This window comes from Xanthomonas sp. NCPPB 3583 (genome assembly GCF_041475715.2).
In the GTDB taxonomy this organism is placed as follows: domain Bacteria; phylum Pseudomonadota; class Gammaproteobacteria; order Xanthomonadales; family Xanthomonadaceae; genus Xanthomonas; species Xanthomonas euvesicatoria.
Map to the genome: position 1 here is coordinate 4,708,631 of NZ_CM191263.1, position 12,954 is coordinate 4,721,584.

Below are 12,954 nucleotides of genomic sequence, written 5' to 3' on the forward strand. Positions count from 1 at the left end.
GTTGGGAATCAAGAACTTACGCTGGAACAGGCCGGAAACCCCATTGCGCTGGGTACCGCCATCCGGAGCGATCCGGGCACAGCGAGCCGCGCATTATGCACGGCTTTCCTATGTGCCGCAAGCACTTACGCTACCTGCCCGGACGCGGTCGGCGGTGCACCCGGCAACGGTGCCAACGCGCGATCACCCGCCTCCGGCTTGCGCTGGCGCAGCGACCCGGCGCAGTTCCGCCCAGGCACCACGCGCCACCTGCCAGGCCGAGCGCAGAAACAAGAGCAGCAAGACCCCTGCGATCAGCAGGTCCGGCCAACCACTGCCGAACGCCCACACCGCTGCGCTGGCCGCCAGCACCGCCACGCCCTCGTAGACATCGTTGCGCGAGCAGGCCCAGGCCGATGCCAGGTTGATGTCGCCGCTACGGTAGGGCCACAACAGGCGCAGGCAGACCAGATTGGCCGCGAAGTTCAGCCCCGCCACCACCCCCATGCTCTGGAACAGCGGCAGCTGTGGGTGGGCCAGTTTCCAGCCGATCTCGGCTGCCACCGCCAGCGCCGCCAGCAGGATCATGCCGGCCTTGAGCAGGGCCACCCGCGCCTTGGCGGTCAGGCTGGCGCCAACCACAGCCAGGCTGAGTGCATAGGTGAGTGCATCGCCCAGATTGTCCAGGCTGCCGGACAGCAGCGAGGCCGCGCCGCTGTGCAGCGCGCCGGCCAACATCAGCGCAAAGCTGCCGATATTGATCGTCAGCACCCACCACAGGACGCGCCGTTGGCGCGCCTGCATGGCGGCCACATCCAGGGTCTTGCCGCAGCCGCAGCAGGCATCGCTCATGGCGTGCCCCCGTGCGGCTGCGTGGGAAGCGATGCGACGCGTGGCGCCCGCTCCCGATGCAGCCAGCGATACAGCACCGGCAATACCAGCAGGGTGAGCAGGGTGGAGGAGACGATGCCGCCGATCACCACCGTGGCCAGCGGGCGCTGCACTTCGGCACCGGCACCGACGTTGAAGGCCATCGGCACAAAGCCCAGCGCGGCCACCAATGCGGTCATCAGCACCGGTCGCAGCCGCGCCAGCGCGCCTTCGCGCAATGCCTGCTCCAGCGGCATGCCGTCAGCGCGCAGGCTGCGCACGAAGGCGATCATCACCAGACCGTTGAGCACCGCCACCCCGGACAACGCGATAAAGCCCACACCGGCGGAAATCGACAAGGCCAGCCCGCGCAGCGCCAACGCCACCACGCCGCCGGTCAGCGCCAGCGGCACGCCGCTGAACACCACCACCGCATCGCGCAACGAACCGAACGACCAGTACAGCAGCGCGAAGATCAGCACCAAGGTGCCCGGCACCACCCAGGCCAGGCGCTGGCTGGCGGAGATCAGTTGCTCGAAGGTGCCGCCGTAGCCGATCCAGTACCCGGTCGGCAGTTTGACCTGTGCCTTGACGCGCTGCTGCACCTCGGCCACGAAGCTCCCCAGATCGCGATCGCGCACGTTGGCCGTGATCACGATGCGGCGCTTGCCGTCTTCGCGGTTGATCTGGTTGGGCCCCAGCACGGTGTCGACCTTGGCGACCTCGCGCAGCGGCACGGTGGTCGGCTCGCCACTGCGCCAGCCTGCCGCGCGGCTGGACTCGTCCGCATCGGCACGTTCGCCATCGCCACGCAGCGGGATCGGCAGATCGGCCAGCGCCGTCGGGTCCTGGCGCAGGGCTTCGGGCAGGCGCACCACGATGTCGAAGCGCCCGTCGCCTTCGAACAATTGCCCGGCCTCCTGCCCGCCTACGGCCGCCGCCACGGTGTCCTGCACCACGCCGGGATTGAGCCCGTAGCCGGCCAACGCGGCGCGATCGGGCACCACCGCCAGCATCGGCAAACCGGTGGCCTGTTCCAGACTCACATCGGCCGCACCGGGCACCGCGCCGGCGATTTCCTGCACGCGCTGCCCGAGCTGGACCAACGTGTCCAGATCGTCGCCATAGACCTTGATCGCCACATCCGCACGCACGCCGGAGATCAGCTCGTTCATGCGCATCTGGATCGGCTGGGTGAACTCGTAATTGTTGCCGGGCAGCTGCTTCACCGCCTCCTCGATCTCGGCCAGCAACTGCGCCTTGGGCTTGCGCGGATCCGGCCACTGCGCACGCGGATGCATGATCAGGAAGGTATCGGCGACCGATGGCGGCATCGGGTCGGTGGCCACTTCGGCGGTGCCGAGTTTGCCGAACACATGCGCCACCTCCGGAAACTGCTTGATGCGTTTTTCCAGCGTGGATTGCATGGTGATGGCCTGCTCCAGGCTGGTGCCGGGAATGCGCAGGGCATGCAGCGCAATATCGCCTTCGTCCAGATTGGGGATGAACTCGCTGCCCAGGCGCGTGGCCAGCACCGCGCACAGCGCCACCGTTGCAAACGCTGTAATGCCGACCCACCGGCCGTGGCGCAGCGCACGTTCGAGCAATGGCGCGTAGACGCCGCGCGCCCAGCGCATTGCGCGGTTGTCGTGCTCGGCCACCTTGCCGCCGAGCAGCAACGCGATCGCTGCCGGCACGAAGGTCAGCGACAGCAGCATCGCGCCGGTCAGCGCCAGCACCACGGTGATCGCCATCGGGTGGAACATCTTGCCTTCGATGCCGGTGAGCGCGAACACCGGCAGATACACCGCGGTGATGATGCCCAGGCCGAACAGGCTGGGGCGGATCACCTCGGCAGTGGCTTCGGCAGTGAGCGCGAAGCGCTCATCGCGTTCGAGCACGCGCCCCAGCCGGCGTTGCGCTTCGCCGAAGCGGCGCAGGCAGTTCTCTACGATGATCACTGCGCCATCGACGATCAGGCCGAAATCCAGCGCACCCAGGCTCATCAAATTGCCGGACACGCCACCACGCACCATGCCGGTGAGGGTGAACAGCATCGCCAGCGGAATCACTGCGGCCGTGATCAGCGCTGCGCGCACGTTGCCCAGCAACAGGAACAACACCACGATCACCAGCAATGCGCCTTCGATCAGGTTCTTGGCGACGGTGACGATGGTGCGGTCCACCAGCGCGGTGCGGTCGTACACCGGCACTGCCTGCACGCCGGCCGGCAGGCTGGCATTGGCCACCTCCAGCCGCTGCGCTGCGGCCTGCGCCACGGTGCGGCTATTGGCACCGACCAGCATGAACACCGTGCCGAGCACCACTTCGCTGCCGTCCTGGGTGGCGGCACCGGTGCGCAACTCACGGCCCTCGCCCACCTGCGCCACATCGCGCACGCGGATCGGCACGCCGGCGCGCCGATCCAGCACGATTGCGCCGATCTGCGCGATGTCGTCCACCTGCCCCGGCACCCGCACCAGAAACTGCTGGCCGTTGCGTTCGATATAGCCGGCGCCGATGTTGCGGTTGTTGGACTCGACCGCCTGGGCAACGTCGTCCAGCGTGAAACCCAGCGCAACCAGGCGCGCCGGATCGGGCGTGATATGAATCTGCCGCGCATACCCGCCGATGGTGTTGACCTCGGTCACGCCCGGCACATTGCGCAACTGCGGGCGCACCACCCAATCCTGCAAGGTGCGCAGATCGGTCGCCGTCCATGCACTGCCATCGGACTTGCGCGCATGCGGCTTGGCCTCGACCGTGTACATGAAGATCTCGCCCAGGCCGGTAGCAATCGGTCCCAGCTGCGGCTCCAGATCGGCAGGCAATTGCGACTTGACCTGCTGCAGACGCTCGGCCACCTGTTGCCGCGCGAAATACAGATCGGTGCCGTCGGCAAAGACCGCCGTGACTTGCGACAAGCCATAGCGCGACAGCGAGCGGGTGGATTCCAGACCCGGCAAGCCCGCCAGCACTGTCTCCAACGGAAACGTCACCCGCTGCTCGGATTCCAGCGGCGAATAGCCGGGCGCTGCGGTATTGACCTGCACCTGCACGTTGGTGATGTCCGGTGTTGCATCGATCGGCAAGCGCGAAAAACTCCACGCCCCGATCGCAATCAGCACACCGGTCAACGCCAGCATCAACCACCGCTGCGCGATCGCAAAGCGAATGATGTTGGTCAGCATGACACGCTCCTCCGTGCACACCCGGCACCGCGCCGCGCCGGTCGTTGCCCTCGCCCTGCCCCCGATCGAGAGCACCGCTTCCCTACCGCGCAGTCGCGCAACACGCCGAACAAACCACCACCCACACAGCAGCGCTGCTGCTGTTGCTGTTGTTGTTGTTTGCTTTCGGGGCCCCATACCGCAGCGGCAAGGCTGGCAGATACAACCCGCAGGGCGGCGCGCATGGATGCGCGACGTTTTTGTAAGGGACAGGGACGTCCCTTACAAAAATTTCTGCCGGCCTTGCGAACCCGCAGCGCCGCAGGCGCGGAGGGCGCGAGGACGGGGTGTGCTTTCTTTTGGTTACTTTTCTTTGCACAAGCAAAGAAAAGTGACTCGCGCCCGACAGGGCGTGAAAGCCTTTGCCCTAGCCCGAAGGGCCGCGAAAGCCCCCGCCCTAGCCCAAGAGGGCGCGAAGGCCTTGGACGTGGCACATCCCCCTGCACCCAACAAACGCCCCCACTCGACAACGCACTGCCACACAAACCAACGCGATCAATGATCATGCGAAGCCCCCGACTTTTCGATATCGGCCTTCACCAGATAACTCTGCTCCACCACCACCGCATCGCCTACCGCCAAGCCCGATAACACTTGCACCTGCTGCGCATCGCGCGCCCCCAGCTTCACCGGCCGCACTTCGTAGACATCGCCCACCCGTACAAACACCACGTCCCAGTCGCGGAACCGCTGCAACGCCCCCACCGGCACCACCATCGCTGCCGGTTGCTGCGCCACCGTGACCCGCGCCTTCACCGCAGAGCCAGGCCGCCATAAACCATCGCTATTGCGCAGCACCGCGCGCGCCACCGTGCTCTGGCTCGCCGTCGCCGTGCCGGGCAATACACGCTCCAGGTTCGTTTGCGCCACGACGCCATCGCTGATGCGCGTGACCGTCACCGGTGCGCCGGCGGTGATATGCCCGGCGTCGGCGCCGAAGATGTGCAGATCCACCCACAAGGTGGACAGGTCGGCGATCTCGAACAAGGCCTGGCCTTCGCTGGCATTGCTGCCCAGGCTGGCATTACGCGCCAGCACGGTGCCGCTGATCGGTGCGCTCACCGAATAGGTGGTCAGGCTCAGATTGCTCTCCACCGTGGCCAGCACCTGACCGGCGCGTACCTGGTCGCCCACGTTGACGCGCAGGCTGCGTACCGGGCCGGGAAAACGCGCGGTCGCCTGTGCTTGCGCGCCTTCTGCCGGCGTCAGTAGCCCCTGCACTTCGTGCTGGTCGGCAATGCTGCCGGCGCCCACCGGCGCAACACGAATGCCGGCGTCCTGCGCGACTTTCGCCGCGATGGTGGTGCGGCCTTCATAGCTGGGATAGGCCCAGCGATGGGTCTTGCCCTGCACGGTGGCGCGCACCTCCACATCGAACGAATGCGGCTCGCCGACCGTGCTGTCGGCCAGCAGACTGCCGTCGTCGCGCGGCCGCAAGCGATGCACTTCATTGATACCGCCGAGCCGGGTCAGATGCACCTCCACCTTGCCGGCGGTGGCCGGCAATGGTTTGCCATCGCGGTACAGCCAGGCCTGGTACGTAGGCGGCGTGCCGTCTTCGGCGATGGCCAGCTCCACGCTGTCGCCGTCCTGGCTGAGCAACCGCCCGCCGTGCGTGCCGGTCTGGGCTTCATCAGCGTGCGCATCGGCGCCCGCCTCGCCTTCGGCGGCGTGCCCTGTGTGGTCTTCGTGCGCTGCGTCGCTGTTGCGGCTGCAGCCGCTGAGCACCAGCGCCAGCAGCAGCGGCGCAATCATGAAACGTGTCATCGAAGGTGGTCCTGGTTGGCGCCGACGCACTGCGTCGGGCGAACGAATGGAAGTGGGTTGCGAAGAAGGTGCGCCTGGGGTGGGCACCGTTTGGCGAGCGCTGGGTGCCGACATCGCTGCAGATGCGGCGATTCCGACAACGCCCTCACGCGCGGCATCAAAACGCAGTACCGAAACAGCAGTCATGGCGTCACCTGCGCGGCAGGCTCGCGCACGAACGGCTGCCCGGTCAGGCGCTGGATTTCGATCAGCGCGGTCTGTGCTTCCAGTGCGGCGGCCAGTTGCTGCTGGCGTGCATCGCTGCGTTGCGCCTGCAGCTGCGCCCAGTCCAGATAACTGGTGGCGCCGGCGCGATAGGCGCGCTCGGCGGCGGCATCGGCGCGTGCGAGCGCCGGCAGTACATCCTCGCGCATGCGCGTCACTTCCAGCTGTGTCGCGCGGTAGCGGCCATGCGCATCGGCCAGCGTGGCGTAGAGCACCAACGCCTGCGATTGACGTTCGATGTCCAGCAACGCCAGTTCCGCTTCGGCGGCGCGAATCTCCGGCTGCGCGCGTGTAGCGCTACCCAACGCCAGCGAGACGCTGCCGAGCAACGCAGTGGCCTCGTTGCCTTCGAGCCGACGTACGCCCACCTGCCAGTCGAGATCCGGGCGCGCCTGGCTGCGTGCCAAGTGCACCCGTGCTTCGCGCACGCGTTGCTCGCCGTTCAAGCGTGCCAGTTCCGGCGTGGCGTCGAGCAGTTGCGCCAATACCTCGAACTCGGGAATCGCCGGCAGTTGCAACGGGTCGCCGGTGATGGCGCCGAAGTCCGGCGTGCGATCGCCCCACAACACCGCCAGCTGGCGGCGTGCGGCCAGCAGCTCCTGCTGCGCGCGATCGCGCTCCAGTTCTGCGCGCGCCTGCAGGGCTTGGGCGGTCAGCAGCACCGATTCGGGCGATGCGCCGGCCTGCAGCCGTTGGCGCGCAGCACTGACGGTGCGCTGGCGCTGGGCCAGCGCTTCGAGTGCCGCCGCGTGCCGCTGCGCGGCCATGCCGATGGCCAGGTAACGCCGTGCCACCTCGGCCAAGACGTCCAGCCGGGCCAGGGCGCGTTGCGGTGCCAGCGCATCGATGCGGGCCTGTGCCAGGGTGCGGCGGGCGTCGAGCTTGCCGCCGCGTTCCAGCACGCCGGCCAGGGTGACGGTGAGTTCGGCCTGGTCCAGCGCGCGGGTGGGGCCGGTGCCGAACACGTTTTCCAGTTCGGCACCGATCCGCAACGGCGGACGCAGTGCGTCGCGCTCGGCTTCGGCGCTGAGGACCGCGCGTTGGCCATCGGCCAGGCGCAGATCGGGGTGCTGGCGGGCGACGCGTGCAATGGCGTCGTCCAGGGTCAGCACGGGTTTGGGCGGCAGGTCCTGCGCCTTGGCGCACGGCACCACCGCGAAGACGGCAAGCGCCGTCAGTCGCAACCACATGAGGGTGTCTCCGGAATCGGGATCGATGGACAGGCCGGCAGCTGCCGGCGATGCATCAGGCCGCGATCGGAGGACGCAATCCGGTCTCGCTCAGATGCGAGCGGTAGGCGGTGGTCAGCACGGGCGGCTGCCCGTGTGCGCCTGCAGGCAGCGGGCCCCAGGCCAACGCCGGCAGCATGGCCGGGCTGTGCCCGTGGCAGTAGCCGCTGTGCATCAAGGCATGCAGCAAACCGGCACCGTCGCGTTCGCCGGCATCGCCTTCGTCGGCACCGTCATGGCCATGCGGTGCGGTGTCGTCCAGATGCGCCTGATCGTGCGCCAGCGCATGCACATCGCCCAGTGCGCAGGCGACCGGTGCAACCAGCACGCCCATGACCAGCACCAGCAACGCCATCAGGCGGAGCAACGGGTCCGACAGGCGGGCGCGAGGAAGCAGCATGGGCGCAGCGTATAGGGGCCGGGGTGGTTACACAATTGCACGGGGTGTTGCGTTGTTTGATGCTCGGTGGCTTTCAAAGCTCGGTGGTTCGAGCGCGCGATGCCCTCGCCGCTCGCGGGACACACCGTCAACCCGTCCATGGGGGCTCGATGGCGGCATCCATGCCGCCAACGGTCCCGCAAGCGGCGAGGACACCGCACCAGACAGTTGGCTGGTGATTCTTACTGAAGAGCGAGAGCCACGTCCGGTGGTCTGCTGGTTGCTTGTTGAAAACGCTGCACACCAACGCGACTGGTCCTTGCCCGCCTACCGTCGTGGGGCCCTTGGCGGCATGGATGCCGCCACGGAGCCTACATGGACGCACTTGCGGCGTGTCCCGCGATGGTGGGCGGGCAAGGGCCCTGCAGCAAACGCGAAGACCTTGAGGGCGCGATGCCCTCACCGCACTAGAAGGTTGGCCGGCGGTCGGCAATGCGACCCAGCATCACGGCGCCGCGCGACCGGCCGATTTGGCGTCTATCGGGCGTGCCTTGCTCTCGGCGATAAAGGCGCGCACCTGCTGCTCCAGCACCGGCAAGGTGACCGAGCCCTGGCGCAGCACCACATCGTGGAAGGCCTTGATGTCGAAGCGGTCACCCAGCGCCTTTTCTGCCTCGGCGCGCAGCTTGACGATGGTGATCTCGCCCAGCTTGTAGCTCAGCGCCTGGCCTGGCCAGGAGATGTAGCGGTCCACTTCGGTGGTGACTTCGTGCTCGCTGAGCGCGGTGCGGTCGCGCAGATAGGCCAGTGCCTGCGCGCGGCTCCAGCCGTCGTGATGCACGCCGGTGTCGATCACCAATCGGCAGGCGCGCCACATCTCGTAGGTAAGCCGGCCGAATTCTTCGTACGGGGTTTCGTAGATGCCCATCTCCTGGCCGAGCTTTTCGGTGTACAGCGCCCAGCCCTCGCCGTAAGCAGAGATGTAGTTCTCGCGCCGGAACGCCGGTTGCTCGCCCTGCTCCAGCGCCAGCGACCCCTGCAGCGAATGACCCGGCGAGGACTCGTGCAACGTCAGCGCCGGCAGGTTGTACAGCGGCCGCGATGGCAGGTTGTAGGTGTTGACCCAATAGGTGGTGGCGCCGCCGCGGCCGGCGGTCCAGAACGGGGCGATATCGTCGGGCACCGGCTTGATGGTGAAGCGCCCGCGCGGCAGCGTGCCGATGAACTTGCCCACCTGCCCGTCCACGCGCTTGGAAATCCATGCGGCGCGATCGAGCAACTCCTGCGGGGTCTTGGCGTAGAACTGCGGGTCGGTGCGCAGGAAGGCCAGGAACTGCGCGAAGCTGCCCTTGAAACCCACCTGCTGGATGATGGCGTTCATCTGGGTCTGGATGCGCGCCACTTCGTCCAGGCCGATCTGGTGGATCTGCTCGGGCGTCAGTTCCAGCGTGGTGTATTCGCGGATCTGCTGACGGTAGAACGCCTTGCCGTCGGGCAGTGCTTCGGCCGCCAGCGTGGTGCGCGCCCTGGGCATGTAGTCGTTGCGGAAGAACGTCAGCAGCTTGCTGTAGGCCGGAAGGACGGCGGTGCGCAACGCGGCCTTGGCCTGTTCGCGCAGTTGCGCCTGCTCGGCCGCCGGGATCTGCGCAGGCAGCTGCTTGAACGGCGCGTAGAAAGTGGATTCGGTGGGATCTTTGACATCGGCCACGGTGGCGATGGAGACATCGCGCCCGTCCAGCACGGCACGCGGCACGCTGAATCCGCGTGCCAGGCCGGCGCGCATGTTGACCGTCTGCTGGTCGAAATAGCGCGGTACATCGTTCAGGCGCGCGATGTAGGCGCGGTACTCGGCCGCGGTCTTCATCGGCCGCTGCGCCATGAAGCCCAGATTCGACCAGAACGAGCTATCCGAATTGAACGGCATTTCGTACAGGCGCAGGCGCACTTCGGCGGCCAGGTTTTCCACCTGCGGGCGGTAGATGGCGAAGTTGATCTGGTTGGCCGGCGAGAGCTGCTTCGGGTCGATGCCGTCGAGCTGCTTGAGTACGCCGTCCCATACCGCCAGACGCGCCTGCTGCGCGGCCGCGCTGACATCGGGCAGATGCGTGTTGTCGCCGGTGGTGTCGCTGTCTTCGTCGGCCTGGCCGGTCTCGGCCTGGCGCCAGGCCCACTCTTTCTCGTAGATCGCGCGAAAGCGTGCATCGGCCGGTGCCTCGGCGGTGAGCGTGGCCGGGGCCGGTGGCGTGGCGGCCTGCGCCGAGGGGGCGGCGAAGCCTGCGCCCAGCAGGGCGAGCGAGAGTGCGGCGGCGAGCGGAGAGGTCACGTGCGGAAAGCCTGATCTGGAGCGAACGCCCGATCATGGCAGCACCCGGGCGTGCTGCCATGGGCCGGAAGTCCCAACACGGGCTGGTGCAGGGGCATGGCTGGAGTGTCGGTGCTGCCCTGTTATTGACGGGCGTGTCAGGGGGACTGCCCCCATCCGCCCTTCGGGCACCTTCCCCCGCAGGCGGGGGAAGGGACTTTTAGGTTTGTCAGGGAAGGACGAGACGCTCTTGGTGAGTGCGGTATCGCCCCCTCTCCCGCTTGCGGGAGAGGGTCGGGGTGAGGGCCGCTTGGGACCGGCCGACGCGGCTTCGGCTCAGCCCTTGCGCACCACCACCAGGTGCCGCTCGCCCTCCAGGCCGGGGACCTGCAGCGGGTGCACCTCGCCAACGGTCCAGCCGGCCGGCAATGCGGCGATTTCCTCGTGCGGGTACACACCCTTCATTGCCAACAGGCTGCCGCCCGGGCGCAACAGGTGGCCGCCGACGGCGATGATGCCGGCCAGCGTGTCCAGCGCGCGCGCGGTGAGGTGGTCGTAGGCGGCCGGCTCGTCCAGCGCTTCGGCACGGGATTCGGCCACGCGAGCGTTGCCCAACTCCAGATGGCGCAAGGCCTCGCGCATGAAGCGCGCCTTCTTGCCATTGCTTTCCACCAGCGTCACCTGCAGCTGCGGGCGGGTGATCGCCAGCGGGATGCCGGGCAAGCCGGGGCCGGTGCCAAGGTCGGCCAGGGTACCGCTGGCGATGTAGGGCTGCATGGCCAGCGAATCGAGCAGATGGCGGGTGACCATCTCGCGCGGGTCGCGCACGGCGGTGAGGTTGTAGGTCTTGTTCCAGCGCACCAGCAGGGCCAGGTAGCGCAGCAGCGGTGCGGCGAAGGCCGCATCCAGGGATTGGGCCTGCAGGCCGCGTTCGAGCGCGGCAGAGACATCGGGGGCGAGTGCGGCATCGTTCATGGCGCGATTATCGCAGCTGGGCTGGCGGGCATGCGCGCACCGATCTTTGCATGCGGCTGGGAATGGCGTGGTTGCCTCGGCAGGCCATTGCCCTGCCGCATGCTGCCCGGCCGCGCCGTGGCTGGCTGTGCTGAACCACCGGCAGTGACGCTGCAACACGTGACACAAAACGGACATGCCGTGGCCACAGCATGGTCGTGTCTGCTTGCCTGCCGTTTTGACCATGCCTGTGATCGACCCGTCTGCCGCCTCACCGCTGCCTGATTGCGCTGCCACGCTGGCGCCACCGGATCCGAGCCGGCGGCGCATCCTCATTGCCGGCGCCGGCCTGGCCGCGGCGGGGCTGCTCAGCCCGTTCGCACGCGCCAGCGGCAGTGCCGATCCCTTCACGCTGGGCGTTGCCGCCGGCGACCCGTTGGCCGATGGCTTCGTACTCTGGACACGGCTGGCACCCCGCCCGCTGGACCCGGACGGACGCGGCGGCTTGCGCGCAGCGGTGCCGGTACGCTGGCAGGTGGCCAGCGACCCGCAGATGCGCACCATCGTGCGCCAGGGCGAGACCGTCGCCAGTCCCGCCTGGGGCCACGCGGTGCACGTGGAGCTCACCGGTTTGGCGGCCGATCGTCCCTACTGGTATTGCTTTCAGGCCCTGGGTGCACGCAGCCCGATCGGCAGTGCGCGCACCCTGCCGGCGGCACATCGGACCCCGGACGCAGCGCGGTTCGGGTTTGTCTCCTGCTCGCACTGGGAACTGGGGTATTTCAGTGCCTACCGCCACCTGGCCGCGGAACAGCCGGACCTGGTGTTCTTCCTCGGCGATTACATCTACGAGTACAGCAACCACGGCGAGGCGGCGCACAAGATCGTGCGCCCGCACGGCAGCGGCGAATGCCTGGATCTGGCCGGCTACCGCAACCGCTACGCGCTCTACCGCACCGACCCGGACCTGCAGGCGCTGCACGCCGGCAGCGCCTGCGTGGCGACCTGGGACGACCACGAGGTACAGAACGATTACGCCAATCGCTGGTCGCAGGACCCCTCGATTCCGGTCGACACCTTTCTGGCCCGGCGCGCTGCCGCCTACCGCGCCTTCTACGAACATTTCCCGCTGCGAGCGCGGCATCGCCCGCACGGCGCGGACATGCGCATCTACCGCTCCTTCGATTACGGCCAGCTGGCGCGTTTCTATGTGCTCGATGGCCGCCAGTACCGCAGCGAGCAGCCCTGCCCGCAAGCCAATGGCTGGCGCGGCGGCCATGTGGTGGCCGACAGTTGCCGCCAGCGCACCGACCCGCAGCGCACCATGCTCGGCTGGGAGCAGGAGCGCTGGCTGCATGGCGGCTTCGCGCAGTCGCCCGCGCGCTGGAATGTCATTGCGCAGGATCTGCTGGTGGCACCGATGCGCCAGGCAGGGCGCGACGGCGTGGTCGGGCACTGGACCGATGGCTGGGACGGCTACCCGGCCACGCGCGAGCGCATGCTCGATGCGATTGCCAAAACGCGCCTGCGCAACCCGGTGTTCTGGGGCGGCGACATCCACTCGTATTGGGTCACCGACCTGAAGGCCGATCCGGCCGACGACGCGTCGGCAACGCTGGCTACCGAATTCGTCGGCACTTCGATCACCTCCGACGGCCAGAGCAACGACGAACTGCACGCGACCATGGCAGCCAACCCGCATGTGCACTACGTGGACGGGCAAACGCGCGGCTATGTGTCGGTGACGCTTACGCCGGGCCAGATGGAAACCCGGCTGCAGGGCATCTCCGATCGGCGCGACCGCAACGCCACGGTGTCGACCACCAAGCGCTTCGTGGTGGAGGACGGCAGACCCGGCGCAGTGGAGGCCTGAGCCGGGGCGGCAGCCGCGGACGCACTGCCCCGAGGCTGGTGCGCGCGGCATCCTGCTCGCGGCGCACTGTGCGGCCCATCGCGTTAACGCGCCCGGGGGCGGTCACG

The 12,954-nt window shown here is 67.9% G+C and carries 8 protein-coding genes and 1 pseudogene; 1 reads left to right on the plus strand and 8 read right to left on the minus strand.

Translation table 11 applies throughout. The features are described 5' to 3' along the window. Nucleotides 1-183: 183 nt before the first annotated feature. From ACCQ07_RS20240 to rsmG, 8 genes and pseudogenes are all read right to left on the minus strand, one after another. Nucleotides 184-831: a cation diffusion facilitator family transporter gene (locus ACCQ07_RS20240; RefSeq protein ID WP_008572494.1), complete on the minus strand. Its 648-nt coding sequence runs from the start codon at nt 829-831 to the stop codon at nt 184-186. Then, complete coding sequence (locus ACCQ07_RS20245) at nt 828-4,040, minus strand: efflux RND transporter permease subunit (protein ID WP_372363611.1); 3,213 nt, start codon at nt 4,038-4,040, stop codon at nt 828-830. The genes ACCQ07_RS20240 and ACCQ07_RS20245 overlap by 4 nt, the downstream gene beginning before the upstream one ends. A 534-nt stretch (nt 4,041-4,574) precedes the next feature. After that, nucleotides 4,575-5,846 (minus strand): efflux RND transporter periplasmic adaptor subunit, encoded by a 1,272-nt coding sequence (locus ACCQ07_RS20250; RefSeq protein ID WP_057680784.1) that lies wholly within the window; start codon nt 5,844-5,846, stop codon nt 4,575-4,577. Between the two features lie 182 nt (nt 5,847-6,028). After that, nucleotides 6,029-7,300: a TolC family protein gene (locus ACCQ07_RS20255; RefSeq protein ID WP_008577210.1), complete on the minus strand. Its 1,272-nt coding sequence runs from the start codon at nt 7,298-7,300 to the stop codon at nt 6,029-6,031. Between the two features lie 55 nt (nt 7,301-7,355). After that, nucleotides 7,356-7,739 (minus strand): DUF2946 family protein, encoded by a 384-nt coding sequence (locus ACCQ07_RS20260; protein ID WP_372363612.1) that lies wholly within the window; start codon nt 7,737-7,739, stop codon nt 7,356-7,358. Nucleotides 7,740-7,826: 87 nt separating this feature from the next. After that, nucleotides 7,827-8,103 (minus strand): annotated as a pseudogene (locus ACCQ07_RS20265) (hypothetical protein); the annotation flags it as partial. A 120-nt stretch (nt 8,104-8,223) separates the two neighbouring features. Continuing rightward, on the minus strand, nt 8,224-10,041 hold the full coding sequence (locus tag ACCQ07_RS20270) for a DUF885 domain-containing protein (protein ID WP_008575963.1): 1,818 nt from the start codon (nt 10,039-10,041) through the stop codon (nt 8,224-8,226). A 315-nt stretch (nt 10,042-10,356) separates the two neighbouring features. After that, nucleotides 10,357-10,995, minus strand: coding sequence for a 16S rRNA (guanine(527)-N(7))-methyltransferase RsmG (gene rsmG / locus ACCQ07_RS20275; protein WP_008575964.1), 639 nt, complete (start codon nt 10,993-10,995; stop codon nt 10,357-10,359). A 223-nt stretch (nt 10,996-11,218) separates the two neighbouring features. On the opposite strand from rsmG, the gene ACCQ07_RS20280 reads away from it, so the two are divergent. Then, on the plus strand, nt 11,219-12,847 hold the full coding sequence (locus ACCQ07_RS20280; RefSeq protein WP_372363613.1) for an alkaline phosphatase D family protein: 1,629 nt from the start codon (nt 11,219-11,221) through the stop codon (nt 12,845-12,847). Nucleotides 12,848-12,954: the final 107 nt, after the last annotated feature.